The sequence below is a fragment of the Polaromonas sp. JS666 genome, from assembly GCF_000013865.1.
In the GTDB taxonomy this organism is placed as follows: Bacteria; Pseudomonadota; Gammaproteobacteria; order Burkholderiales; family Burkholderiaceae_C; genus Polaromonas.
The window spans coordinates 1,301,443-1,326,151 of record NC_007948.1; the positions used below are offsets into that span (position 1 = coordinate 1,301,443).

Below are 24,709 nucleotides of genomic sequence, written 5' to 3' on the forward strand. Positions count from 1 at the left end.
GGGTTTGCCGTGCGCGGCACGGGCACAACACGGCAGGGGCGGCTCTCGCCCGGAACCTTCAGGAACGGAGAGTATGGCCGGCGTCACGATCAGGGCAGTCAAGAAGAACTTCGGCGAAGTCCCCATCCTTCATGGCGTGGACATCGAGATCCAGGATGGTTCGTTTACTGTGCTGGTCGGCCCCTCGGGCTGCGGCAAGTCAACGCTGCTGCGCATGATTGCCGGGCTGGAGCAGATCAGCGGCGGCGAGATCCGCATCGGCGACAAGCGCGTCAACGACTTACCGCCGAAGGCGCGCGACATCGCGATGGTGTTCCAGAACTACGCGCTGTACCCGCACATGACGGTGCGCGAGAACATGGCGTTCTCGCTCGAACTGGCCAAGCAGGACAAGGCAACGATAGCCAGCAAGGTGGCGCGCGCCGCCGAGATCCTGGCGCTGGGCGCGCTGCTCGAGCGCTATCCGCGCCAACTGTCGGGCGGCCAGCGGCAACGCGTCGCGATGGGGCGCGCGATCGTGCGCGATCCGCAGGTGTTCCTGTTCGATGAACCACTCTCGAATCTCGACGCCAAGCTGCGCGTCGCGATGCGCAGCGAGATCAAGGAACTGCACTTGCGCCTGAAGACCACCTCGATCTACGTCACCCACGATCAGATCGAGGCGATGACGATGGGCGACAAGATTGTCGTGATGCGCGATGGCCGCATCGAGCAGACCGGCAGCCCGCTGGATCTGTACGACCATCCTGCCAACCAGTTCGTCGCCGGCTTCATCGGCTCGCCGGCGATGAACTTCCTGCCCGGCACGCTGAAGCGCGCCGGTGGCAGCGCGCGCATCGAGCTGGGCGACGGCACCCAGCTCGACGCACCGCCGCGCTCGGGCGGCGCGGATGGCCAGCCGGTGATCTTTGGCACCCGGCCCGAGCATTTGACGCTCGTTGACGCCGGCGGCATTCCGGCCCATGTGGTCGTGATGGAGCCCACCGGGATGGACACCTTCATCGCCTGCCGACACGAGGGCGTGGACCTCTCGGCGGTGTTTCGCGAGCGACACGACTTCGCACCCGGCCGCACCATCCATCTGCTGCCCGACCTGCAGCGCGCGCACCTGTTCGATGCGAGCACCGGCCAGCGCCTCGCGGCCTGACCGCGCTTGATGCCTTTTTCCCACCTCAATCCACGACTGATCACAGAAGGAGACAAGCCATGACAGAGTTCAACCGTCGCAAGTTCCTCGAAAGCTCGGCCGGCGTCGTCGCCGCCGCCACGGTCGGCACCGGGGCCGCGGTGTTTGCGCCCGCGGTCCACGCGCAGGCGCTTGCGTTCAAGCCCGAGAAGGGCGCCAAGCTTCGCGTGCTGCGCTGGAGCCGTTTCGTGCAGGGCGACATCGACGCCTACATGGCCAACGTCAAGAAGTTCACCGAGAAGACCGGCATCGAGGTGCGGGTCGACAACGAAGGCTGGGAAGACGTGCGCCCGAAGGCCGCGGTGGCCGCGAACACCGGCGCCGGGCCCGACATCATCCTGTCGACTAACGACGACGCCAACCTGTACCCCGAGAAGCTGCTCGACGTGACCGACCTGGCCACCTACCTGGGCAAGAAGTACGAGGGCTGGTATCCGGCGTGCGAGGCGTATTTGCGCCCCGATGGCAAGAAGTGGATCGGCATCGGCCTCGGTGCCGCCGGCGCGATGCTGGTCTACCGCCAGAGCCACGTGAAGGCGGCCGGCTTCGACACCTTCCCGAAAGACACGGCCGGCTTCCTGGCCCTGCTCAAGGGGCTGAAGGAGAAGGGCACGCCGGCCGGCATGGCGCTGGGCAACGCCACCGGCGACGGCCTGTGGACCAACTGGCTGATCTGGTCGCACGGCGGCAAGCTCGTCGACAAAGACAACAAGGTTGTGATCGACAGCCCCGAGACGATCAAGGCGCTCGAGTACGGGAAGGAGATGTACGCGAACTTCGTTCCCGGCACCCTGTCGTGGCTCGATCCGAACAACAACAAGGCCTTCCTCGACAGCCAGATCAGCCTGACCAACAACGGCATCTCGATCTACTACGCGACCAAGAACGCGACCGACCAGAAGGTCAAGGACCTCAAGGAAGACGTTTACCACGCCCAGTACCCGGTCGGCCCGGTGGGGGTGCCGACCGAGTCGCACCTGTTCTTCAACCAGATGATCATGAAGTACACCAAGTACCCGCAGGCCGCCAAGGAGTTCCTGCGCTTCATGATGGAGCAGGAACAGTTCGACCCATGGCTCACGGCGGCCGGCGGCTACATCGCCCCGCCGCTGGCGGCGTACGCGAAGTCGGCGATCTGGACCTCGGACCCGAAGCACACGCCGTACCGCGATTGCGTGAAGAACCTGCGCCCGGCAGGCTACGCCGGCAAGCTCGGCTACGCGTCGGCGGGTGCCGCCGCCGACTTCATCGTCGTCAATATGGTGGCCGAGGCGGCGAGCGGCTCGAAGACGCCGAAGGAAGCGGCCGAGCGGGCGCAGAAGCGCGCCGAGCGTTACTACAAAGTCTGATGGTGCGCGACACCTTCGATGCGGCACCATCTCGCCGCGTTCGAACGTCACGCCGCCTGAACGGCGGGCGTGATGTTCAACTTGGCGCGGTTGCGCGGACGCGCAACCGATCGCCTTCGTCGGGTGGTTCGTGATGCTTGAGAGGTTGCAGAACAGCCGCAACGCGCTCGGGCTGATCTTCATGTTGCCGGCGGCGGTGTTGCTGCTGCTGTTCCTGACCTATCCGCTCGGGCTGGGCGTGTGGCTGGGCTTCACCGACGCCAAGGTCGGCCGGCCGGGCGAGTGGATCGGCATCGAGAACTACGTGTTCCTCGCCACCGACAGCGTCACCCAGCTGGCGCTGTTCAACACGCTGTTCTACACAACCATTGCGAGCGTCGCAAAGTTCTTCCTCGGCCTGTGGCTGGCGCTGCTGTTGAACAAGAACATCCGCTTCAAGTCCTTCTTCCGTGCGGTGATCCTGCTGCCCTACATCGTGCCGACGGCCTTGTCGGCGATCGCCTTCTGGTGGCTGTTCGACGCCCAGTTCTCGATCATCAGCTGGGTGCTGGTGAAGCTGGGTGTCATCGACACCTACATCGATTTCCTCGGCAGCCCGTGGAACGCTCGCTTCTCGGTGATCGCGGCCAACGTGTGGCGCGGCGTACCCTTCGTCGCGATCACCTTGCTCGCCGGCTTGCAGACCATCTCGCCGTCGTACTACGAAGCCTCGGCGATCGACGGTGCCACCCCCTGGCAACAGTTCCGCCACGTCACCTTGCCGCTGCTCACGCCGATCATCGCGGTGGTGATGACCTTCTCGGTGCTGTTCACCTTCACCGACTTCCAGCTGATCTACGTGATCACGCGCGGCGGCCCGCTCAACGCCACCCACCTGATGGCCACGCTGTCGTTCCAGCGCGCGATCTCGGGCGGCGCGCTTGGCGAGGGCGCGGCGATCTCGATCGCGATGGTGCCGTTCCTGCTGGCCGCCATCATGTTCAGCTACTTCGGCCTGCAGCGCCGCGCGTGGCAACAGGGCGGGGCCGACAAATGAGCCAGGACAAGAGCACCGACACGGTCGGGATGAGCTTTCTCGACTCCACCCCGCGCAAGCTGTTCCGGGTCTACCTGCCGCTGTGCATCTTTCTGTTCGTGCTGCTGTTCCCGTTTTACTGGATGGGCATCACCGCGTTCAAGCCCAACAACGAGCTGCTCTCGCGCGACGGCAATCCGTTCTGGATCATCGCGCCGACGCTCGCGCACGTGAAGAAGCTGTTGTTCGACACCGCGTACCCGCAGTGGATGTGGAACACCGTGCTGGTCTCGGTCGTCTCCACCTTTTTCTCGCTCGCCGCATCGGTGCTGGCCGCCTACGCGATCGAGCGGCTGCGTTTCTCGGGCGCCAAGCACGTGGGGCTGGGCATCTTCCTGGCCTACCTGGTGCCGCCGTCGATCCTGTTCATTCCGCTGGCCTCGGTGGTGTTCCAGCTCGGCTTGTTCGATACGCGGCTGGCGCTGATCCTGACCTACCCGACCTTCCTGATCCCGTTTTGCACCTGGCTGCTGATGGGCTACTTCAGGACCATCCCGTTCGAGCTGGAGGAATGCGCGCTGATTGACGGGGCGACACGCTGGCAGATCCTCGTCAAGATCGTGTTGCCGCTCGCGGTGCCGGGCTTGATCTCGGCCGGCATCTTCGCGTTCACGCTGTCATGGAACGAGTTCATCTACGCGCTGACCTTCGTCTCGTCGAGCGAGATCAAGACGTTGCCGGTAGGCGTGGTCACCGAGCTGGTCGAAGGCGATGTGTACCACTGGGGCTCGCTGATGGCGGGCGCGCTGTTCGGGTCGCTGCCGGTCGCATTCATCTACTCATTCTTCGTCGAGTACTACGTGTCGGGGATGACGGGCTCCGTGAAGGAGTGATCGGTGGGGTCAAGGCTTGACCGCAGAGAAACGGAGTTTTCGCCAAGACATGGGAGGTAGCGTACAAGATCTCATTCGAGTTGCAGGCCGCACCAACGGCGTGAGGAATTGCCAAGGCGAGTCCGGCGTGTGGCCCCAAGCGCGGGTGTGTCAACCCAGGACACATCGTCCGCCGCGACAGACAATCCTGCCCGGCCACACCCGAAAAACCTGGCTGAATTTGCTCTGCATGGTACCAAATACGCGTTTTTGGCGGAAAGGCTGGAACCCACCATTGGCGTGCCCACCCGCCACAGCGCACCGGCTTTTGCGGCGGTGTTTGCACCGGGATCGGACGACTACGTCTGGCTCCACCCTGAGGGCGCCGCGCGCGGCACAGGTTTGCAGCCCTTGCACCCCGCGGTGAGGGTGTAAAGAACAAAAATTCCACTGAACTGTGGGAAACGCCGCGTCTCTAACGCCTATGAAGCAATCCATGAAAGGCGTGGCGAAACGCCTTACCTTTTCGCTGGTTGTCGTGTCTGCCCTGGGTGGATGCGCGGTTTATGGGCCTGCCGACCCTGGACCCTATGCGTACGGAACGTATGCCACCGGCCAACCCGTTTATGTGGCGCCTCCCGTTTACGCCAATCCCTACCCTTATCCTTACGTCTACCCCTATCCCTACTACTATGACCCTTTGTACATAGGCCCGCCTGTGTCCTTCAACTTCGGCTTCAGCTCATGGAGCGGTCATCGCAGTCATGATCGGGGATTTCGGGGTGGGCATGGCGGCTTTCGGGGGAGTCACGGCGGTGGCTCCCGGCGCGGTGACCGGTAATTTCCTGATTCCTCGTGGCTGAAAACGCGGGAGCAATACCGGGCCCGCCTGGGCTGGCGGTAGTGGTGTTGGCTGCCCCGGGATGGTCATCCCCCTGGTTCAGATTTTGGCGCACGAGATAGCGTCCTGTGCCCGCCCCGTAGAACCGTAGAACGTAGAAAGCTAGCGCGCAGCCTTTGGAGAGGCAGGCGTGTGCGGCCGTGTCAGGCGCCAGCCCACCTGCGCCAGCCAGAGCGCTGCCAGGGCACTGGCTACCCAGATCAGGGCCGCGCCGACAAACTGTTGTTCATCTAGCCGATAGGCATTGCACACGCGCACAGGCGCCTCCTCATAGAGCGTGCCCGCGATGGCCATCATTGGCAGCGTGTTGCCCAGAAAGAAGCCCTGCACCACGGTGCCCGCGGCCTGCCAGGACAGCCGCAGCGCGGCGCCGCACAGCAGCAGGCCCGCCAACTTCATAACCTCAATTCGCGCATCGACCAGCACCAGATCGAGCAGGCGCGGCACCATGGCCAGCGCCAGCACCAGCGCGGCAAAAACCAGCCCGGCCATGCCGTGCGCGTTGCAGGCATCCAGGCGCTGGCGCCACGCGGGTGACAGGCCCGCGGCCAGCAGGCCGCCCGCCATGATCAGGGCGGGAAACTGCAGCAGCATGTGCGTGGCCATGCCTGACTCCAGCGCGCGCCTGAGCGGTGGCACCAGCAGGGCAGCCAGCAGCAGCCCGCCAAGCAGGGTCTGGTGGCGCGCCAGCCATGGGCCAGCGGTGTGCGGCGCACTCATCCGGCGGCTCCTTCGGCCTTTGCCGTGTGGGCTTGTGTGGCCGCGAGGTGCTGCGCCCAGGCCAGCGCGGTGTCCATGTCGGCATAGTCGAAGATGCGCACGAGGCGGCCCCTGCCGTCGACCACCAGCAATGCTGCGTTGTGCTCGAAGCCGCCCATGCCATCCGGAATCACCACCACCTGAAAGCGCTCAAGCAAGGGACGCAGCGCCGTTTCATCACGCGCCGTGGCAAAACGCCAGATGCGCGGGTCGGCCTGGAGGCGGCCGGCATAGGCCGCCAGCGCGGCGGGCTGGTCATGCGCCGGGTCAAAACTGATGGACAGCAGCTTGACGCCAGCTGTGCCCTTTGCGCGCTTTGCGCCCGCCGGGCTGTTGCGTTGGCCTTCCTGGATGTTGGCCTGCAGCTGCTGAAAAGTGCTGCCCAGTGCCAGGCAAACCGTCTGGCAGCGGGTGTAGACAAAATCGACGATGGTGACGCCGCCGCCCTCCGTGAGCAGCAAAGGCAATGGGGTGTCTGCCATGTCGGGCCCGTGCAGCGGGGTGGCGGGCGCGGGCACCGGCGCGAGCGCCACTTCGAGCCGGCGCGCGCCTTCGGCCGTCCAGATCTGAAAATCATGCGTGAGCCAGGCGCCTGCCGCATAGGCGAGCAGTGCGAAGAGCACGCTCAATGCGGTCGTCCGTCCCATCATTGCGCCGCCGGCAAGGCCTTGAGTTCAGCGCCGCTGGCAAAGGGCGCACTGCGGCGCGTGTCCTTGCGTTCGGCGGCGAATTGCTCTGGCGTGATGGCTGCAGCCTTGTTCGACCATTCCGATCGAATGGTGCTGGCAATGGCGGCCAGCTCGGCATCGCCCAACTGCTTGAACGAAGGCATCATGCCCTTGTAGGTGCTGCCGGCCACCTCGATCTCGCCGGTGATGCCGTGCAGCAGGATGTTAACCACCACGCGCGGCTCTCCCTGCACCCATTCAGAGCCGTCCAGCGGCGGAAACACGCCGGGCAGGCCCTTGCCGGTGGCCTGGTGGCAGGACGCGCAGTTGCCCGTGTAAAGCGCCTTGCCGTCTACCGCCTGGCCGGCGGCGCCCGGTGCGCCCGGCGCCTTGGCCGTGAGGTCGGCCACGGTGCGCCGGTCACCCAGCTCGGCATTGCCAAACGGGTCGGAGAAAAATATATACCCGGCACCCAGAAGCACGATCACCAGCGTGATCGCAGCTGCCAGCAGGGGCATGGGCTGCACCTGCTCGGAGGGGTCTCCCGTTTCGCGTTGCTGCGCCGCCGGGTGCTGCCGTGGGTCAGGGGTCACCATGAAAATCTCCTCGGGTGCATCAAGGCGCTGCCGGTACGGCCGGTGCCGGCAGGATGGGGTAGGTGTGGTTCAGCGCCTGCAGGTACTTGACCAGATCCAGTGCCTCCGGCCGGGCCACCACGACCTTGCCAAAAGGCGCGTAGACCGGCGGCAGCGTCACCACCTGGTCGCCTTCTTCAGCCGCGTCCTTGACCAGAAACATGTAGGGATACGACGGCATGATGGAGTCGGGCACATAGGCACGCGGCTGGTACAGGTGGCCCAGATGCCAGTCCTTGCTGGGCTGGCGCGCGCCGATGTTGAAGAGGTCCGGCCCGGTGCGCATGCTGCCCAGCAGGTGCGGTTTGTCGTACACATAATCGGCCGGCACCGAAGGGCGGCCCCAGCCGCGCGTGTGGTCGGGCGCCAGATTGCGGTCGCGCGGCTGCTGGCTGTGGCAATACACGCAGCCGTTGGCGATGTACACCTCTCGCCCGCGCAGCTGCTGGTCGGTATAAGGCTTGAGGCCCGCCGGTGGTTTGACATCGCGTACCTGGATGTAGGGCATCACGACCAGCGCTGCGGTGGCGATGGCGAGTGCGACCATCGCGCCAGCGGCCAGTTTGACTTCATTTTCCATGCGCGGCCTCCCGGGGTTGCATGAACAATGCCGCACCGGTTCGGTCAGGGCCGAAACGCAGCGCCATCGCCAGGAAGTGGCCCACAAACACCAGATGCCCCAGGCTCATCACCAGCCCACCGACGCTTCTGGACTTGAGCCAGGGCAAGGTCACGGCGACCGATTCCCCGAACGGCCGGGCCGCATCAAGCATGGCCGTGCCCTGAAGCCAGCCGCCGATCGTCAGGCCAACGAAGTAGATGCTGATGCCCAAGGCGGCCAGCCAGAAGTGCAGCGTGATCAGCCAGGGGTAGGGCCACTCCCACTCCAGCACGCGCGGCATCATGAAGTAAATCGCCCCGAAAAATACCATCGTCACGAAGGCGTACATGCCCAGGTGCGCGTGTGCCACCGTGAAGTGGGTAAAGTGCGTCACCGCGTTGATGCTGCGCAGCGCCTCGAACGAGCCCTGCACGGAAGAGGCCAGGTACATCAGCCCGCCAAACATCATGAAGCGCAGCGTCGGCGAGTAACGCGCAAGATGCATCTGCCCCTTGAGCGTGCCCTTCATGTTGATGGTAAAAGCCAGCACCGGGATGATCATCATCACGCTTTGCACAATCGACAGCGTGGTCAGCCAGCCGGGAACCGGCCCGCCGATCAAGTGGTGACCGCCGACTTGTCCGTAAAAGAATGCCAGCGTCCAGAAGCCCAGCAGCGACAGGTTGTAGGACACCACGGGCCGGCCGATGATTTTGGGCAGGAAGTAATAAATGGCCCCCACAGCCACCGGCGTAAACCACAAGCCCAGTGCGTTGTGGCCATACCACCAGTTGGTGGTTGCCTGCTGCACGCCGGTGTGTACGCCGGGGAGGTTGGCAACGCCAAACAGCACGGCAATCCACAGCAGGGCCGCCGTGAAATACCAGACGCTCACGTACAGATGCTCGATCCGGCGGTTGACGAGCGTGTAGAGCGCGGGCAGGATCACCAGCGCAAAGCCGACGAAGATGAAGATGTCGATCTGCCACGGAATTTCAAGAAACTCCATGCCGTCAGACCAGCCCACCGCAATCGCGCCAATGCCGGCGGCAATGCCGGTGTTGATCAAAGAGCCACCCATCATGGCCCAGATGCCGCCATGCAGCCGCGTGCGCAGCATGCGTGGCAGCAGCCACAGAATCACCGCCAGCGCGGCATTGGACGACCAGCCGTAGATCACCGCGTTGAGGTGAACCGTGCGGATGCGCCCGAAGGTCAGCCAGGCCTGCTGCACCAGCCAGTCGGGCTCATGCAGCTTGTAGGAGGCGATCAATCCGGCGACCGAGCCCACCAGCAGCCACAGGCAGGCAAACGCGATGAACATGAACACCGGGAACGCGCTGGAGCGATCGGCCTCGACGCGGTCACTGACTTCGCCCTGGTCGGCTGACGTGGGTTCCGCCGCGGGCGGCGCGGCGGCCTGCATGGCGCCGTGCGCCTTGTCATCGAGGGAGGGGTCGTCGATGCGGCCGATCTCGCCGCGCGCAAAAATCACCGACGCCGCGCCCGGGTTTTCCACCAGCAGGCCTTTGCGCAGTGACCAGATGAAGGCAAACAAGCCAATGATGGACAACAAAAAGGCGCCCAGCAGGCTCAAAATCGCACTGTCCATCATGGCCTCCGTGTGTTCAAAGGTTGCAGATGGTGCAGATTCATCAGGGTCTCGGTGGGCATCGGTTCCTCCTGATTGCTGAAAGGCGGCCCTAAAAAGCCGCGTGACAGCCACCATAGGACCGAATACGCCGGAATGCAAGTGCGACTGCACCTGGTGACCGCACCTTGTCACCTTGTATATATGGCCTGCCATGGCCTGCCGCACCGCAGGCACTGGCGGATCAACGTGGTGGGTCAACATGGTGGGTCAACGTGGCGGGTCAACGTGGCGGGTCAACGTGGCGGGTCAACAGCACCGGGTAACTCACGCCGCCGCTCTCCGGAGCGGAGGTTTCAATCCAGCCCTGCCGCCCCAACCGGCGCGTGACCGTCAAGGGGGCAAGGAGCAGGTTGTTGGCACAAGGTCTTCAGGCGGTAGCCGGCACCACCCGAATCAGTGGCTGGCGGTTCAGCCAGGCCTCCAGACATTCCGTGACCCCGGCTGCGAATCGCTGGTACACCGGCTCGGTGACAAAACCCAGATGGGGCGTGAGCAGCACATTGGGCATGCGGCGCAGCGGGTCGTCCATCGGCAGCGGATCCACATCAAACACGTCCAGCGCGGCAAAGCCGGGCCGGCCCTGTTCCAGCGCCTGGACCAGCGCCGCGCCATCCACCAGCGCGGAGCGCGAGGTGTTGACGAGCAGGCTGCCGGGCTGCATCAGTTTCAGCCGCTGTGCATTGAGCAGGTGGTGTGTCGCCGGCGTTGGTACCAGGTGCAGGCTGACGACTTGGGCGCTGCCCAGCAGTTCTTCCAGCGTGACCGCGCTGGCGCCGTGCTGCGCGGCGCGCTCGGGCGTCATGCGCGGGCTCCAGGTGATGACCTTCATGCCCAGCGCCTGGCCGACTTTGGCCACGCGCCCGCCGATTTCGCCCAGGCCGATCAGGCCCAGCGTCTGGCCATGCAGCACGCCGGCCAGGGGTTCGGGTTGGTCCGCGCGCCACTGGCCGCGGCGCAGCAGGGCCGTTTGCTGCTCCAGCTGGCGCGTAGCGGCCAGGATCAGCGACCAGGTCATCTCGCAGGTGCTCTCCTTGGACGGCCCCCATTCGGTGTGGCTGACCGGAATGTCGCGCGCTGCCAGCGCAGCCAGGTCCAGGGTGGTGTTGCGCGTGCCGGTAAACACCAGGTAGCGCAACGTGGGCAGCCTGGCCAGCAAGGCCGCATCAAAGGGCGTGCGGTCGCGCACCAGCACCACGGCGTCGGCATCTTTCAGCGCGTTGATCAGGGCCGCGCCGCGTAGCGGCAGGTGGTGCGCGGTCACATCGGCCTGCGCATCAATCTTGCGCCAGTCGCCCAGCCGTCGCAGTGCCTGTTCGGCGTCTCCGGCAATGACGATTCGTGGTCTGGCGTATGCCGCTGTATTCATCGGCTTTCGGGGGTGGCGAGTGCAACCACGGCCGCTACGCTGGCGGCGGCGCCCAGGGCCCAGCAGGCGTTGATCAATTCGCTGGTTCTGCCGGCGCCCAGAATCGGGTCAGACAGGTCCTGGAATTTCGCTTCCAGCTGGGCATCCGACATCGGGTTTTGCAGTGAGCCGATCGCGTGCTCGACAAACACATGCACGCGGCGGTCGTCCTTGAGTACCGCAGTCACATCAGCACTGGCCTCGTCAATGGAATCGTCGATCGTCGCAACCACCTTGCGGCGCAGCGCCACCATGTCGGCGCGGTTGACGATCTCGTCGGAGAACTCATCTTCAGCCGCGCGGCCAAACGTCAACCCCGCGGCGCAGCCGTGGTAGACGCTGAACTTGGCCTGCAGGCCGTCGGCGGGCTCCTTTTTGCCGGTCAGCTCCAGCACCAGCGAGTGCACCTTGAGCTCGACGCGCTCGATCTGTTCGGCCGTAACGCCTTCTTTGGAAAACCTTTCGCGCAATTGGGCGCAGGCATCAATGCTGGGGTGAATCACGATGCCGCAGGCAAACGGTTTGTAGCTGTTGAACGAAATCTCGAAACGCTGGCCCAGCTCATGGGTGATTTCGTTCCAGTCGTTCTTGGTCGAGACGGTCTGCATCATGCCGCGCGGCGCCTCAAGGGCCTTGGGGCTGGCGGTGAAGCCCTGGCTGGCCAGCAAGGCAGACATCAGTCCCGCACGCGCGGCGCCGCCGGGGTGAAAGGGCTTGGTCATGGTGCCAAACTGCTCGCGCATGCCGACGGGCTGCGAAGCCGCAATGCCCAGCGCCATCGCGGTCTTCTGCACATCCAGCTTGAGCAGGCGCGCGCAGGCCGCCGCGGCGCCCAGCGTGCCGGTGGAGCCGGTGATGTGCCAGCCGCGGTCGTAATGCTCGGGGTACATGGCGTTGCCGACGCGGCAGGACACGTCTATGCCCAGCACCAGCGCGTCGATCACCTCGCGGCCCGAGCTGCCCGTGTGCTCGGCCAGCGCCAGCACGGCAGAGGCCACCGGGCCGGCGGGGTGGATGATGGTTTTGAGGTGGGTGTCGTCGAAGTCAAAGGTGTGCGAGGTGATGCCGTTGAGCAGCGCCGCGCTGCCCATGTCGACTTTTTCCGTCCGGCCCAGCACGCTGGCCTGCGCGGCGGGCTGCAGCAGTTTCACGGCGGCCAGCGCCGCGTCGGCGGCTTCGTGGTGGGCCGCACCCACGGCGCAGCCCAGCCAGTTCATGAAGGTGCGGTGCGCCTCATGGTCCACCGCATCGCTCCATCCGCGCGACGGATGGGTGGCAACGAACTGCGCGAGGATTTGTGTGATGGGAGGAGCGTTGTGGTCGGCAGCGACCTGGGTATTGCGGGCCATGAGGGTTCCGAAAAAGCGGGGTTAATGAGAGTGACAATAAGCTATTAAATAAATAGCAGCCTGCGCCAGAAAATACGGGCTGCAGGCCGTGTTTTATGACTTCCGGGGATCAGCTGTCCAGCTCGATCTTGCGGTCTTTGGCCAGCTTGGTCCAGCGCACGATGTCGGCCTTGATGAAGGCGGCAAACTGCTCGGGCGACATCACCATGGGTTCAATCGCTTCGACGGCAAGCTTCTCGCGCAGGTCGGGTGCCTTGAGCACGGTGGCCAGCGATTCGTTGAGCTGCTTCACGATGGGTGCAGGCATGCCGGCCGGGCCAACCACGCCGTACCATTGCTGCGCATCAAAGCCCTTGAAGCCCGACTCATCCAGTGTCGGCAAGTCCTTGAATTGCGGGTGCCGCGTCAGGCCGGTCACCGCGAGCGGGCGTACCCGGCCGGAGCGGATATGCGGAACTGCAGCCGCCAGCCCGGGGAACATGGCCTGCGTCTGCCCGCCGATAAGATCAGTGAAAGCCGGCGCCACGCCGCGGTAGGGAATGTGCACCATGAAGGAGTTGATCTGCTGCTTGAAGAGTTCCATGGTCAGGTGCGTGAGCGAGCCCTGGCCGGCCGAGCCGTAGCTCACCTTGCCAGGGTTTTTGCGCACGTACTCGATGAATTCCTTGACCGTGGTGACGGGCAGGGCGGCATTCACAACCAGCACATTGGGCGTGGCGCCAATCATGCCAATGGCCGTGAAATCCTTCACCGCGTCATAAGGCAGCCTGCGCGTCGCGGGGCTGGTGCCATGCGTCGCCACATAGCCTTGCATCAGCGTGTAGCCATCGGGCGCCGCGCGGGCCGTGGCCTGGGCTGCAATCACGCCGCCGCCGCCGCCCTGGTTGTCCACGATGAAACTCTGCTTGAGCTGGATGCCCCAGCGTTCGGTCACGGTGCGGCCCACCATGTCGCTGCCACCACCGGCGGCAACCGGCACGATGTAGCGGATGGGTTTGGCCGGGTAGGCCGCCTGGGCGAAGGCCAGGCCGGGGGCGTAAATCAGGGCCGGGGCTGCCTGCAGCAGGGTGCGTCGTTTCATGGGTTTGTCTCCGGATTGCAATGAAAAATCAAGGGGGTGCCGCTGCTGGTTTGGACCAGTCTTGGGGCCGCGTTTGTTCGGGCGTGATTCGTTGATTCGGGTTATCCAGCTATTCGGTCATTGAGTCGGGGGCCGCTCCGAGTCAACCAGGCGCAGGTAGGCATCGCTCACGTGGCGCGCCATCAAGGCTTCGCAGCGCGCTGCATCGGCATCGCGCAGGGCCTGCACGATCTCGACGTGTTCGGCAATCGAGGCCTGCACGCCCACGTTTTGCGACAGGTTTTTCAGGCGCGACAGGTGCAGCTTCTGCACGATGCCGCGGTAGGTCTCGGACAGCTGCCGGTTGCCGGCAGCTTCCACAATGGCCCAATGAAAATGCAGGTTTTCGGCGTAGTAGCGCTGCACGTCATGCTGCCCGGCGGCCTCCCGCATGGTGTCGACCGAAGCCGTCAGCAGCGCCAGCAGGGCCTCGCGTTGTTCGGTGGCCAGGCCGGCGGCGCAGCGCCCGGCAAAGCCATCCAGCAGTCCGCGCATCTGGTACAGGTCACGAATTTCAGCCGCATCGAGCTGGCGAACAAAGACGCCCGAGTGTTTGCGCGACACGACTAGCCCCGAGCTTTCGAGCTCGCGCAAGGCCTCGCGCACCGGCACCCGCGACACCTGCAGCCGGCTGGCCACATCGGGCTCATTGATGCGCTGGCCCGGCGCGAGCACCCCCTTGAGGATCAGCGCCAGCATGTCGTCGCGCACCAGCTTGGCCAGCGAGGTGTCGCGAACGTCATTGAAGCGGTCGGCAGAAGATTCAGTGAACCAGGGGAGCATGATGATCAATAGTTGGATTTATTATATCGTATACGAAAAAACAATTAAGCCATCAACATCGGCGAACTGCCCTCAAGCTCTAAGGGATCGTGTGCGCTGGTCGAATGCGGGAGGCGGGGCGGACATGGGGCGGTTGCCGAAAAGGAATCGCCACTGCGGGCCAGGTGTGTCCGGCCAGATGTGTCAAATGCGCCGAGAATCAGATGCGCCGGCCTGATCGGCTGCCACCTGTTTCCCATGCTGCGGCAAACTGCCTTGATCCCGGCTGGACGCAGGTGACTGGTAGCGTGGAACGGGGCCCGTGTCCGCAGGCCCTGACGCTGCGCTCAGGGCAGGCGTCGGTCGCTGCGAATTTCACGCGCTTCGACGTCCACCACGTCGTGTGCGGGTGGTGCGGCGCTGTCGCGGGTGCTGCCGGGCCACATGCCCTGCGGAGAAAACCGCTGGAAGCGGCCAAACACCATCGAGGGTGAGGGCTTGCGGCCTGTGACCAGCGACTTGAGCAGGCTCAGCGCCACCACGATCAGCGCGGCCACCAGCAGGCTGACCGCGAAGATGGCTGCAAACAGGCCCAGGGCCAGTTTCAGGGAAAAACGGAAAATTTGGCTGACAAAGCTGGGCACGCGAAATCCTTTTAAACCCGCAAACAGAAAGCATGAGGTGAAGGCAAAGCTGCCCTTTTCAAGTGATGCACGAAAACAGTGACCAGGGGCTGAAGAACTAAACGCTGGTGCGCTTTGGAAGTCACACCGGGCGGTTTACGGAATTTCCCGGCACTTCCCGGCATTTTCCGGCAGTGCCCAAGGCCTTGCTGGTGGTTTTGTGGTGTTTCAGCGCGCTCTACCAGTGCAGTCCCAGCTTGCCAAACAGCTTGCTCAGCACAAACAGCGGGCCAACCCAGAGATATTGAACATCCTCGAAAAAAGAGGGTTTTTTCCCTTCTATTTTATGGCCGATGAATTGCAGGACCCAGGCGCCGACAAAGATGGCGATGGAAATCTGCAACACCTGCGGCCCCATGGCCAACACCAGCGCCAGGGTTATCAGCGACCACAGCACCATGGTGAGGAGAAACACCACCGACAGCCGCACGTAATACACCATGCTGGCTGCAATGAAGGCATAAGCCACGTAAGGATGCAGCGCAAACAGCATGCCGACGAGGCTCAGCATGATCAAGGGAATGGCGATGAAGTGGATCACCTCGTTGCGCGGATTCTGGTGGCTCTCGCCATAGCGGGTGAGCAACTGGTCGACCCGGCGCGGCTGGGTGGCCGCAGATTCAGCGATGTTGGTGATGCTTGTCATCAAGGCGCTCCGGTTGGCACGTGTTTTCAGACTTTAAACCATGCACCCGTTTATGCAAGTCGCTGAAGGCACACCGGGCTCAGGTGTTTGCCGTCCGATGACAGCCTGCCGGTCTGTCGCCCGTGCCCGCGATAAAGTGAGGCGATGGACCAGTAGAGGCTCTTGATGAATGCCCATTCAATTTCAATTTCGCAACGCTTGACAACCGGTGTTTCCAAATCCGGTTGGGGTATTGCAGCCATTGGACTTTTACAAGCGACCATCCGTCTCTGCCCGAGCGACTGCAACAACCTTGGAAGCGGGCATTCAGCCTGCTCGCGCGGACGACCAGAATCGGTCAATGGACGGTCGCACGGCCGGCGGCGCCAAGGCCGCTGGCAGAGTCCGCCCGACTACGCTCCGGGTGGCCGATAGGTGACCCCTTGCGCACGGCCAAGGGCGTCCAGGGTCTCCTCGACCGTGAGCAGGGGCGTCGTCTCGAATTTCGACAACGCGCCACCCCCGCCGATCGCGATCGCAACTGCTGCCATCGAGACGTTGTCAGGCGCTTCCCAGAGGTTGTAGCCGTCGTATGCGCCGAACGCGTACCAGAAGCCATGCAGCTTTCCACCAACCGACTCGATGTACTTGCGCGCAGCCTCACGTCGGTCTTCCGGGTTCTTCGTCAAGCGAGCCCAGGTTTCAGGCGTGTAGCTGAAGCGGGTCAAATATAAAGCCATGGTAGTAACTCCTTTCGGTGTATTGGGCCGTTCTTAATTCGCGGGAAAATATTATGTTCCCGACTCCTGGGTAACGGATCAACATTTCAATCACGCAGACCTACCGGGGTTTATTGGGAGGTTCGGCTCTGTGTGCCGACCTCGGTTTTGGCAGCAGCTGACTGAACTGCGTAACTTCGTAGGGCTTCCGGGCTGGCGCCGTCGACCAGTTGGTCGCAAGCGCTCAGGTTGGGGGCCGACGGCACTATTGAGAGTTTCATCAATGGCGACAAGTACCGTATTGCCGTTCGCCTTCTGTCATACGGCTGAACTTTGGGCGTCAACCTGGTGGCTGTCAAATATACAAGGCTGAACGTTGGGTGTCTTGGTACGCTGGCCTGCCCGACCCGCTTCGCAGGTCTTTCCCTTGGCCTGCGAAGCGCTTAACATGCGGTCAGGTGGGGTTTGATCCATTCAACGTGCTCCCGGATACATCCACATGCAAGGGGCTGTGCGCATGGTTAACGAGGACAAGGATGGTGCGGTCAGGACCTGGCTGGTGCGGGTGCGTGGCCGCGTGCAAGGCGTCGGCTACCGGGAGGCCTGTGTGCGGCGCGCCCGGGCGCTGGGCATCACCGGCTGGGTTCGTAACCGCATTGACGGGTCGGTGGAAGCGTTGCTGCAGGGCCCGTCGGGGCCGCTTGCGGACATGTGCCAGTGGCTGCGCAGGGGTGTGCCCGCAGCATGGGTCGAAGAGCTTGAAGTCACCGAGCTGCCGCCGCCGTCCCCCCGCTTCGACCATTTCAACCGCGTGGAAACGCTGTAGGACACACGTCGGCCAGCACGCTGCGCGCTGGCCCGTGCCGTCCAGCTTGGTCACGATCAGCAGGCCGGTGAGTTGCAGTGCGTCGTCAAAGGCCTTGACCTGGCTCAGGGCGTTCTGGCCGGTGTTGCCGTCGATCACCAGCAGCACTTCATGCGGCGCGGTGGCGTCAGCTTTTTGCACCACGCGCTTGATCTTGCGCAGCTCTTCCATCAGGTGCAGCTGTGTCGGCAGGCGGCCCGCCGTATCGACCAGTACCACGTCCTTGCCGCGTGCCTTGCCGGCGGTCACGGCGTCAAAGCTCACCGCCGCCGGGTCGCCGCCCGCCTGGCTGATGATTTCTAGCGAGACCGCATCGGCGACGCGGCAATGGTTAGCGCGTGGGACGCGTGCCCATGGCCGTGAGCGCACCCAAGGCGATGAAAGACGTACCCGCGAGCCGGTTGCCCCAGACGGCGTGCCGGGCCGCCCGGCTCAGGCGCGGTGCGACGAGGCTTGCGGTCAGCACGTAGATGAGGTCAGTGCAGCCTGCGATACCGATGAAGACCCCGCCGAGCGCCAGGGTCTGCATCAGCGGGCTGGCGTGCGCGTCCATGAATTGCGGCAGAAAGGCGGCGAAGAACAAGGTGGTTTTCGGGTTCAATAGCGCCACCATGAAGCCGTCGCGAAAGACACGCCGCAGGGGCTGCACCGGTGCTTGTAACGCCGCAGCTGCGATGGCCGGCACCGCCCGCCACATCCGGATGCCGAGGTATACGAGGTAGGCGGCCCCGGCCCATTTCACCACGGTGAATGCGACCGATGAAACAGCGAACAAAGCGGCCAGCCCGAGCGCGGCGCCCACGGCGTTGGAGAGGTTGCCCAGCGCCACGCCCAGCACGGAAGCGAGACCGCAGGAGCGACCCTGTGCCAGAGTGCGGGCCACGATATAGACGACGGCGGGGCCGGGCGTGAGAGCCAGCACCAGGCTGGCACCCACGAAAGCCAGGAGCAACGGGGTGTCGGGAAGCATATGAACTCCGGATTCTTGGAGCAACAAGTGTCGCTGCGCCATCGCTGCTTGTAAAGAGTCATCTGGCCGGGCCACAAGGTTGGACATGCACGGCAAGAGTGGCTGCTACGGTCCCGTTGGGTCAGCCACTTGTGGTCTGTAAATGGCCGGTTTGATCCGTTTGATCCGTTTGATCCGTTTGATCCGTTTGATTTTTTAGCTGTCGCCGGAATGCCTTTAACTCAGCAGCGCTTGCGCAAATTCCCGGGCGCTGAAGGTTTCTAGGTCTTCCAGCTTTTCGCCCACGCCAATGAAGTAAACCGGCACCGGGCGCAGGTCGGGCGCGACCTCCTGGCGCTCGCGGGCCCACAGCGCAATGGCGGCCAGCACGCCGCCCTTGGCCGTGCCGTCCAGCTTGGTCACGACCAGGCCGGTGAGTTGCAGTGCTTCGTCAAAGGCCTTGACCTGGCTCAGGGCGTTCTGGCCGGTGTTGCCGTCAATCACCAGCAGCACCTCATGCGGCGCGGTGGCGTCAGCTTTTTGCACCACACGCTTGATCTTGCGCAGCTCTTCCATCAGGTGCAGCTGTGTCGGCAGGCGGCCCGCCGTATCGACCAGCACCACGTCCTTGCCGCGTGCCTTGCCGGCGGTCACGGCGTCAAAGCTCACCGCCGCCGGGTCGCCGCCCGCCTGGCTGATGATTTCCACGGTGTTGCGGTCGGCCCAGATGCTGAGCTGCTCGCGCGCGGCTGCACGAAAGGTGTCGGCCGCCGCCAGCAGCACCGAGGCGCCTTCGGCGGCCAGGTGACGCGTGAGCTTGCCGATCGAGGTGGTTTTGCCCGCACCGTTGACCCCGGTAACCATGATCACGGTGGGCTGGTACTGCCCGATGACCAGCGCTTGCTCCAGCGGCTTGAGCAGTTGCGCCAGCGCATCGACCAGCGCATTCTTCACAGCCACAGGGTGGGTCATGCCGCCATCCTTGACGCGGCGCTTGACTTCAGCGAGCAGGTATTCGGTGGCCTTCACGCCGGTATCGGCCATCAGCAGGGCGGTTTCAAGATCCTCGTACAGCTCATCGTCAATGCGGCTGCCGGTAAAAACGGTGGAAATGCTGGAGCCGGTTTTGCGCAGGCCGGCCTGAAGCTTGGCAAGCCAGCGTTCGCGTTCGGGGGCGACCGCGCCGATTTCCGGAATCGCGATGGGTGTGACCAGCGCCGTGCCAATCAGCCCGCCACCGGTGCTGGCGGGCCGGCTGGTCGCTGCGGAGGTGCCAGCAGATGGGTAGGACGCGGGCGCAGGGGCAACCGCGGCGGGAGCGGCCGGAGTGGGCGCAGGGCTTGGGGGAGGGGATTTTTTCTTGAAAAAACTGAACATTGGGTATGCTTGTGAGTCGCATCATTCTATGAAACACCCCGGGCAAGCCCTTTTGTATCTTTTAGTATCCTTCCCCCAACGCATTGTTTCCCTGATTCCCGCGTCTTTTCTGCCCGTTGTACTGGCCGCCTGCGTCAGCACGGCAACCCCTGCGCAGACCCCGGCGCCGGTCGAGCAATTCACGCTGGCCAACGGCCTGACGATCATTGTCAAGCCGGACCACCGGGCGCCTACCGTCGCGCACATGCTCTGGGTGCGTGTGGGCTCCATGGACGAAGTGGATGGCACCTCTGGCGTGGCCCATGCGCTGGAGCACATGATGTTCAAGGGCACGCCCATGGTGAAGCCCGGCGAATTTTCCAGGCGGGTGGCAGCTCTGGGTGGGCGTGACAATGCCTTCACCAGCCGCGACGCCACCGGCTATCACCAGCAGATTCCCGCGTCGAAGCTGGAAGACGTGATGCGGCTGGAGGCCGACCGTTTTGCCGGCAATCAGTGGCCGGACGAGGAGTTCACGCGCGAGATCGAGGTGATCAAGGAAGAGCGCCGCCTGCGCACCGAGGAGTTGCCGCGCGCCATGTTGTTTGAGCAGGCGGCGGCCATCACTTTTCTGGCCGCCCCCTATCGCCGTCCCATCGTGGGGTGGATGAGCGACCTGGACGCCATGACCCCGGTCGATGTGCGTGACTTTTACCGGCGCTGGTATGTGCCGGCCAATGCGGCCGTTGTGGTGGCCGGTGATGTCGAGGTGGCCCAGGTCCGCCGGCTGGCCGAAAAATATTACGGCAGCATTCCGGCGCGTCCGGTGCCCGTGCGCAAGCCGCGCAACGAGCCCGAGCAGGCCGGCGTGCGGCACCTGGACTTCAAGGCCCCTGCGAGCCAGGCCTATGTCAATCTGGCCTTCAAGGTGCCCAAGCTCGAGGCCACGGACCTGACCGATTCGGCGAGCGGCGGCCGGGACGCACTGGCCCTGACTGTGCTGGCCGCGGTTCTGGACGGATACAGCGGTGCGCGCCTGGACAGGGCGCTGGTGCAGGGGGACGGGCGCGTGGCCGACAGTGCGGGCGCCTCCAATGGCCTGCTGGGCCGCGGGCCGCAACTGTTCACGCTCGACGGCGTTCCCGCGGACGGCAAAACCACCGCACAGGTGGCGGACGCCTTGCGCCAGCAGGTCGCCATCATTGCACGCGACGGTGTCAGCGAGGCAGAACTCCAGCGCGTCAAGACCCAATGGGTTGCCAGCGAAACCTACAAGCTCGACTCGGTATTCAGCCAGGCGCGCGAGCTAGGCTCCAACTGGATACAGGGCTTTCCGCTGGATGCCGGTGCGCGGCTGATTGCCCGGCTGCGCACGGTGAGCCGCAGTGAGGTGCAGGCGGTGGCCGCCAAATATTTCGGCGACGAGCAGCTGACCCGCGCTGTCCTGCTGCCGCAGCCCGTGGACCCGAACTCCCGGCGCCGCCAGCCGCGCGCCGCGGCTGCCGGCACCCGGCATTGAGCCTGGCCGCGAACCGACATGAAACGATTTTTGCCATGACCATCGTCATTCCCATTCCAGACAAGGCTGCCAGAAACAGGGTCCGCCGCACCCTTTTATCGGGGGCCGCAGGCTTGCTGGCGCTATGCCTCCAGTCGGGCGTGCTGGCCGCCATTCCCGTGCAGCACTGGACCCAGCCCAGCGGGGCCCGGGTCTACCTGTTGGAGAGCCCGGCCATTGCCATGCTGGATGTGCAGATTGATTTCGATGCCGGCAGCCGGCGCGACCCGCCTGACAAGGCGGGGTTGGCCGGCGTCACGGCAGGCATGCTCGACAAGGGCGTACGCGGGAGCATTGGCGAGCCGGCTATGGACGAAAACGCGCTGAGCGAAGCCTGGGCTGATCTGGGCGCGCAATTTGGCGCGGGCGCCAGCTCGGACCGCATGGGATTTTCACTGCGCTCGCTGACCGAGCCTGGGCTGCTGGACAAGGCCGTGGCGCTGGCTGCGCGCCAAATTGCCGAGCCATCTTTCCCCGAGGCGATCTGGCAGCGTGAACGCCAGCGCATGCAGGCCGGGCTCAAGGAGTCCTACACCCGCCCCGCCAGTGTGATTGGCCGCGCCTATGCCCAGGCGGTGTATGGCAACCACCCCTATGGCTACCAGGTGACGGAAGCCAGCCTGGCCCGCATCAGCGTGGCTGACATGCGGGCGGCCCACGCGGCCGGCGTGGTGGCCTGTCGTGCGCGCATCAGCATGGTGGGCGCCGTCACGCGCGCGCAGGCCGATGCCATTGCCGCGCGCCTGCTGTCGCGCCTGCCGCAAGTGCCCTGCGCCAGCCTGCCGCCCGCGCCGATGGTGGCCGAGGTGGCGCCGCTGGCCGAGGCACAGGAAAAGCGCATTCCCTTCGATTCGGCGCAGGCCCATGTGCTGATCGGCCAGCCCGGCTTCAAGCGGGCCGACCCGGACTATTTCGCGTTGACCGTGGGCAATTACATTCTCGGCGGTGGCGGCTTTGTGTCGCGCCTGTCCAGCGAGGTGCGGGAAAAGCGCGGCCTGACCTACGGCGTCTCCAGCTACTTCTCGCCCGGCCTGCATGCCGGCAGTTTCACCGTGGGCCTGCAAACCCGGCCCGATCAGGCCGCGCAGGCCGTGCAAATCGTGCGCCAGGTGGTGAATGACTTCGTGGCCAACGGGCCTACCGAGGCCGAACTTCAGGCCGCCAAGGCCAACCTGATCGGCGGTTTTGCGCTGCGCATCGACAGCAACCGAAAATTGCTCGACAACATTGCCGCTATCGCCTGGAACAACCTGCCGCTCGATTACCTGGATACCTGGACGCAGCAGATCGACAAGGTCACCCGGGCGGAGATCAAGGCGGCATTTGCCCGCAAATTACAACCCGACAAGATGATTACCGTGATTCTGGGAGCCGCGCCATGAAATACACCGCACTGGCAACTGAAAAGAAAACAGACAAGAAAGCGGAAAAAAAACCTGTCAGGTCGGGCAAGGTGGTAGCGCGTAAAGCCAAACCTCCTGGCGAAATCCGCATCATTGGCGGGCAGTACAAACGCACCAAACTCCCGGTGCCCCACAAGCCCGGCCTGCGTCCCACCCCCGATCGCGTGCGCGAAACCCTGTTTAACTGGCTGGGCCATGATCTGACCGGCTGGCACTGCGTCGATGTGTTTGCCGGTACCGGCGCACTGGGATTTGAAGCGGCCTCGCGGGGCGCGACCGAGGTGTTGCTGTGCGAGCAGGACCCCGGGCTGGTGTTGCGGCTCAAGGCCCTGCAAACGCAATTGCAGGCCGGCATGGTGCGGATCGAGCGCGGCGACGGCGTGGGCCTGCTGCGGCGACTGCCCGCGGCCAGCATGCAGCTGGTGCTGCTGGACCCGCCGTTTGAGTCCGAACTGTTTGAGCCCGCGCTGAAAGCCGCCGTGCAGGTGTTGGGGCCTACCGGCCTTGTCTACCTGGAGGCACCCCGGCACTGGCTCGATGAGGAACTGCAGCCGCTGGGCCTGCGGGTACACCGCAGCGGCAAGGCGGGTGCGGTGCATTTCCATTTGCTGGTGCGCATCGACAGTTGAGGCGCCGGCTGGCCGCCAAGGCAGGGCGGCTGCGGCCCTGTTTGGCTTGGGGTTACGCGCGCCCGAGGCCGGCGGGGCATAATTCCCCCATGCCCGCCACCCCGCCGCCAACGCCACGCATTGCTGTTTATTCCGGCACGTTTGACCCTTTCACGCTCGGCCATGACGACGTGGTGCGCCGCGCCGGCAAGCTGTTTGACCAGATCATCATTGCGGTCGCTGCGGCCCACCACAAGAAAACCCTGTTCCCGCTGCAGGACCGTGTGGAGCAGGCGCAGGCGGCCACCCGCGACATCGTCGGCGTGAGGGTGCTGCCCTTTGACGGGTTGATCATGGATTTTTGCGCCGAGCACGGCGCCAGCGCGGTGTTGCGCGGGGTTCGCAACGTGACGGATTTTGATTACGAAGCGCAAATGGCAGCCATGAATCGCAAGCTCCAGCCGCAGGTGGAGACCGTCTTTTTGCTGCCCGAGGCGTCGCTGCAATGCATCAGCAGCACGCTGGTGCGCGAGATCAGCAAGCTGGGCGGAGATGTCCGCCAGATGGTGAGTCCGGCGGTGGCTGCGGCCTTGGGTGCCGCGCATGCGGCAGGATCGAAAGGAGGCTGAACATGGCCTTGATGATTACCGACGAGTGCATCAACTGCGACGTGTGCGAGCCCGAATGCCCCAACCAGGCAATTTACCTGGGCAAGGAAATCTATGAGATTGATCCGCACAAATGCACGGAATGCGTCGGTCATTTTGACGAACCGCAGTGCGTCCAGGTCTGCCCCGTGGCCTGTATTCCGGTCGATCCACAGCATGTTGAAACCCGGGAAACGCTCTGGCAAAAGTACCAGCGCCTGCAGGTGGCCGCGAAGGCGACTTGAGATTTTTGGCTGGCATGGCAACTCCTGGGTGACCGGGCCAACCGCCGCGGCTCACTCGGTCAGGTCCAGCATCGATATTTTCGAAGCTTCGCGCCGCCACAGCGCGTAGCACTCCTGGAGCGCAATGCGCGCCATTTCGGGCTCCCGGTCACGCAATGACTGCACCACCGATGAGTAAGCGTCCACATTGCGGTCAAAGGCGCCCCGCACCATCGATAGCACCCGTACCCGGCTCAATAGCACCGCCCGAATTACCCGCGCCAGTCCATCGATCAGCAGGCTGATGACGGGATTGTGGCAAGCACGTGCCAGTCCGGCGTGAAACTCGAATTGGCCATCGACAAATTCATTGACACTGGTGGTCGCGGCCAACTGTTGGACCGCCTGCTCCAGCAGATCGATATCTGCGCTGCTGGCGTGGATGGCGGCGCTCCCGACCATTTCCAGGCCGATCATCTCCATGGCCTTTTGCATCTGATCGATTGAAACGAAGCCCAGTTTCAGGCCGACTTCAAAATAGAACTGCAGGAATTGCGAATTTGGCAGTGTGAGATAGGTGCCGCTGCCCTGGCGACGCTGCACGAAACCCAGTGTTTCAAGAATGGTCAGGCGCTCCCGCACCGTAGGGCGTTGCACCTGCAGCAATTCGGAAAGCTCGCGCTCGGTCGGAAGACGGACGCGGCCGCTGCTGTCAGCCCGCGTCCGCACGGCGATCTCGATAATTCGGACCAGCAGATCGTCGGCGTCTTCAGTCATGAGTTTGGTGCATGCGGTC

The 24,709-nt window shown here is 64.1% G+C and carries 25 protein-coding genes and 1 pseudogene; 10 read left to right on the forward strand and 16 right to left on the reverse strand.

Features of this window, described 5'->3' with window-relative positions:
* Positions 1 to 73 precede the first annotated feature (73 nt).
* The 4 genes from BPRO_RS06225 to BPRO_RS06240 all read left to right on the forward strand — a co-directional run bounded on the left by BPRO_RS06225 (position 74) and on the right by BPRO_RS06240 (position 4,443).
* Positions 74 to 1,147 (forward strand): ABC transporter ATP-binding protein, encoded by a 1,074-nt coding sequence (locus BPRO_RS06225; RefSeq protein ID WP_011482207.1) that lies wholly within the window; start codon positions 74 to 76, stop codon positions 1,145 to 1,147.
* Positions 1,148 to 1,206: 59 nt separating this feature from the next.
* A complete protein-coding gene (locus tag BPRO_RS06230) occupies positions 1,207 to 2,535 on the forward strand; it encodes an ABC transporter substrate-binding protein (RefSeq protein ID WP_011482208.1) in 1,329 nt (442 codons plus the stop codon).
* Between the two features lie 133 nt (positions 2,536 to 2,668).
* Complete coding sequence (locus tag BPRO_RS06235; RefSeq protein WP_011482209.1) at positions 2,669 to 3,571, forward strand: carbohydrate ABC transporter permease; 903 nt, start codon at positions 2,669 to 2,671, stop codon at positions 3,569 to 3,571.
* Complete coding sequence (locus BPRO_RS06240; RefSeq protein WP_011482210.1) at positions 3,568 to 4,443, forward strand: carbohydrate ABC transporter permease; 876 nt, start codon at positions 3,568 to 3,570, stop codon at positions 4,441 to 4,443. The genes BPRO_RS06235 and BPRO_RS06240 overlap by 4 nt, the downstream gene beginning before the upstream one ends.
* A 982-nt stretch (positions 4,444 to 5,425) precedes the next feature.
* Here BPRO_RS06240 and BPRO_RS06250 read toward each other — a convergent pair.
* The 12 genes from BPRO_RS06250 to BPRO_RS06305 all read right to left on the reverse strand — a co-directional run bounded on the left by BPRO_RS06250 (position 5,426) and on the right by BPRO_RS06305 (position 16,324).
* Entirely contained in the window at positions 5,426 to 6,043 is a 618-nt protein-coding gene (locus tag BPRO_RS06250) for a hypothetical protein (RefSeq protein ID WP_011482213.1), read from the reverse strand.
* Positions 6,040 to 6,732 (reverse strand): SCO family protein, encoded by a 693-nt coding sequence (locus BPRO_RS06255; protein ID WP_011482214.1) that lies wholly within the window; start codon positions 6,730 to 6,732, stop codon positions 6,040 to 6,042. The genes BPRO_RS06250 and BPRO_RS06255 overlap by 4 nt, the downstream gene beginning before the upstream one ends.
* On the reverse strand, positions 6,729 to 7,346 hold the full coding sequence (locus tag BPRO_RS06260) for a c-type cytochrome (protein ID WP_011482215.1): 618 nt from the start codon (positions 7,344 to 7,346) through the stop codon (positions 6,729 to 6,731). The genes BPRO_RS06255 and BPRO_RS06260 overlap by 4 nt, the downstream gene beginning before the upstream one ends.
* Positions 7,347 to 7,365: 19 nt before the next feature.
* Positions 7,366 to 7,965 (reverse strand): cbb3-type cytochrome c oxidase subunit II, encoded by a 600-nt coding sequence (locus BPRO_RS06265; RefSeq protein WP_011482216.1) that lies wholly within the window; start codon positions 7,963 to 7,965, stop codon positions 7,366 to 7,368.
* Positions 7,955 to 9,598, reverse strand: a complete 1,644-nt coding sequence (locus tag BPRO_RS06270; RefSeq protein WP_011482217.1) for a cbb3-type cytochrome c oxidase subunit I — start codon at positions 9,596 to 9,598, stop codon at positions 7,955 to 7,957. The genes BPRO_RS06265 and BPRO_RS06270 overlap by 11 nt, the downstream gene beginning before the upstream one ends.
* A gap of 409 nt (positions 9,599 to 10,007) precedes the next feature.
* Positions 10,008 to 11,006, reverse strand: coding sequence for a D-2-hydroxyacid dehydrogenase family protein (locus BPRO_RS06275; RefSeq protein ID WP_011482218.1), 999 nt, complete (start codon positions 11,004 to 11,006; stop codon positions 10,008 to 10,010).
* Positions 11,003 to 12,394 carry an MmgE/PrpD family protein gene (locus tag BPRO_RS06280; protein WP_011482219.1) on the reverse strand — a complete coding sequence of 464 codons (1,392 nt, stop codon included), beginning with the start codon at positions 12,392 to 12,394 and terminating at the stop codon, positions 11,003 to 11,005. The genes BPRO_RS06275 and BPRO_RS06280 overlap by 4 nt, the downstream gene beginning before the upstream one ends.
* Before the next feature lie 109 nt (positions 12,395 to 12,503).
* On the reverse strand, positions 12,504 to 13,475 hold the full coding sequence (locus tag BPRO_RS06285) for a Bug family tripartite tricarboxylate transporter substrate binding protein (protein WP_011482220.1): 972 nt from the start codon (positions 13,473 to 13,475) through the stop codon (positions 12,504 to 12,506).
* A 117-nt stretch (positions 13,476 to 13,592) separates the two neighbouring features.
* Entirely contained in the window at positions 13,593 to 14,297 is a 705-nt protein-coding gene (locus tag BPRO_RS06290) for a GntR family transcriptional regulator (protein WP_011482221.1), read from the reverse strand.
* A 326-nt stretch (positions 14,298 to 14,623) separates the two neighbouring features.
* Entirely contained in the window at positions 14,624 to 14,920 is a 297-nt protein-coding gene (locus BPRO_RS06295) for a hypothetical protein (RefSeq protein WP_011482222.1), read from the reverse strand.
* Positions 14,921 to 15,137: 217 nt separating this feature from the next.
* Entirely contained in the window at positions 15,138 to 15,605 is a 468-nt protein-coding gene (locus BPRO_RS06300; RefSeq protein ID WP_011482223.1) for a DUF962 domain-containing protein, read from the reverse strand.
* 392 nt (positions 15,606 to 15,997) lie between these two features.
* Positions 15,998 to 16,324 (reverse strand): GYD domain-containing protein, encoded by a 327-nt coding sequence (locus BPRO_RS06305; protein ID WP_011482225.1) that lies wholly within the window; start codon positions 16,322 to 16,324, stop codon positions 15,998 to 16,000.
* A gap of 478 nt (positions 16,325 to 16,802) precedes the next feature.
* Here BPRO_RS06305 and BPRO_RS28445 point away from each other — a divergent pair, with 478 nt between their 5' ends.
* Positions 16,803 to 17,129: an acylphosphatase gene (locus BPRO_RS28445; protein ID WP_369794704.1), complete on the forward strand. Its 327-nt coding sequence runs from the start codon at positions 16,803 to 16,805 to the stop codon at positions 17,127 to 17,129.
* 27 nt (positions 17,130 to 17,156) lie between these two features.
* Here the strand turns inward: BPRO_RS28445 and BPRO_RS06310 are convergent.
* The 3 genes and pseudogenes from BPRO_RS06310 to ftsY form a co-directional block, all read right to left on the reverse strand.
* Positions 17,157 to 17,468 (reverse strand): annotated as a pseudogene (locus tag BPRO_RS06310) (signal recognition particle-docking protein FtsY); the annotation flags it as partial.
* Positions 17,469 to 17,499: 31 nt separating this feature from the next.
* The gene (locus BPRO_RS06315; RefSeq protein ID WP_011482226.1) at positions 17,500 to 18,138 is read right to left on the reverse strand and encodes a LysE family translocator; all 639 of its coding nucleotides are present in this window, start codon (positions 18,136 to 18,138) and stop codon (positions 17,500 to 17,502) included.
* A 216-nt stretch (positions 18,139 to 18,354) separates the two neighbouring features.
* Positions 18,355 to 19,494, reverse strand: coding sequence for a signal recognition particle-docking protein FtsY (gene ftsY, locus BPRO_RS06320; RefSeq protein WP_011482227.1), 1,140 nt, complete (start codon positions 19,492 to 19,494; stop codon positions 18,355 to 18,357).
* A 28-nt stretch (positions 19,495 to 19,522) separates the two neighbouring features.
* On the opposite strand from ftsY, the gene BPRO_RS06325 reads away from it, so the two are divergent.
* The 5 genes from BPRO_RS06325 (at position 19,523) to BPRO_RS06345 (ending at position 23,934) form a co-directional block, all read left to right on the forward strand.
* Positions 19,523 to 20,992 carry a M16 family metallopeptidase gene (locus BPRO_RS06325; RefSeq protein ID WP_041388460.1) on the forward strand — a complete coding sequence of 490 codons (1,470 nt, stop codon included), beginning with the start codon at positions 19,523 to 19,525 and terminating at the stop codon, positions 20,990 to 20,992.
* A 35-nt stretch (positions 20,993 to 21,027) separates the two neighbouring features.
* The gene (locus tag BPRO_RS06330; RefSeq protein WP_011482229.1) at positions 21,028 to 22,413 is read left to right on the forward strand and encodes a M16 family metallopeptidase; all 1,386 of its coding nucleotides are present in this window, start codon (positions 21,028 to 21,030) and stop codon (positions 22,411 to 22,413) included.
* Complete coding sequence (rsmD, locus tag BPRO_RS06335) at positions 22,410 to 23,063, forward strand: 16S rRNA (guanine(966)-N(2))-methyltransferase RsmD (protein WP_011482230.1); 654 nt, start codon at positions 22,410 to 22,412, stop codon at positions 23,061 to 23,063. The genes BPRO_RS06330 and rsmD overlap by 4 nt, the downstream gene beginning before the upstream one ends.
* A gap of 89 nt (positions 23,064 to 23,152) precedes the next feature.
* Positions 23,153 to 23,671: a pantetheine-phosphate adenylyltransferase gene (gene coaD / locus BPRO_RS06340; protein ID WP_011482231.1), complete on the forward strand. Its 519-nt coding sequence runs from the start codon at positions 23,153 to 23,155 to the stop codon at positions 23,669 to 23,671.
* 2 nt (positions 23,672 to 23,673) lie between these two features.
* Complete coding sequence (locus BPRO_RS06345; protein WP_011482232.1) at positions 23,674 to 23,934, forward strand: YfhL family 4Fe-4S dicluster ferredoxin; 261 nt, start codon at positions 23,674 to 23,676, stop codon at positions 23,932 to 23,934.
* A 51-nt stretch (positions 23,935 to 23,985) separates the two neighbouring features.
* On the opposite strand, the gene BPRO_RS06350 is transcribed toward BPRO_RS06345, so the two are convergent.
* The gene (locus BPRO_RS06350) at positions 23,986 to 24,690 is read right to left on the reverse strand and encodes a FadR/GntR family transcriptional regulator (RefSeq protein ID WP_011482233.1); all 705 of its coding nucleotides are present in this window, start codon (positions 24,688 to 24,690) and stop codon (positions 23,986 to 23,988) included.
* Positions 24,691 to 24,709: the final 19 nt, after the last annotated feature.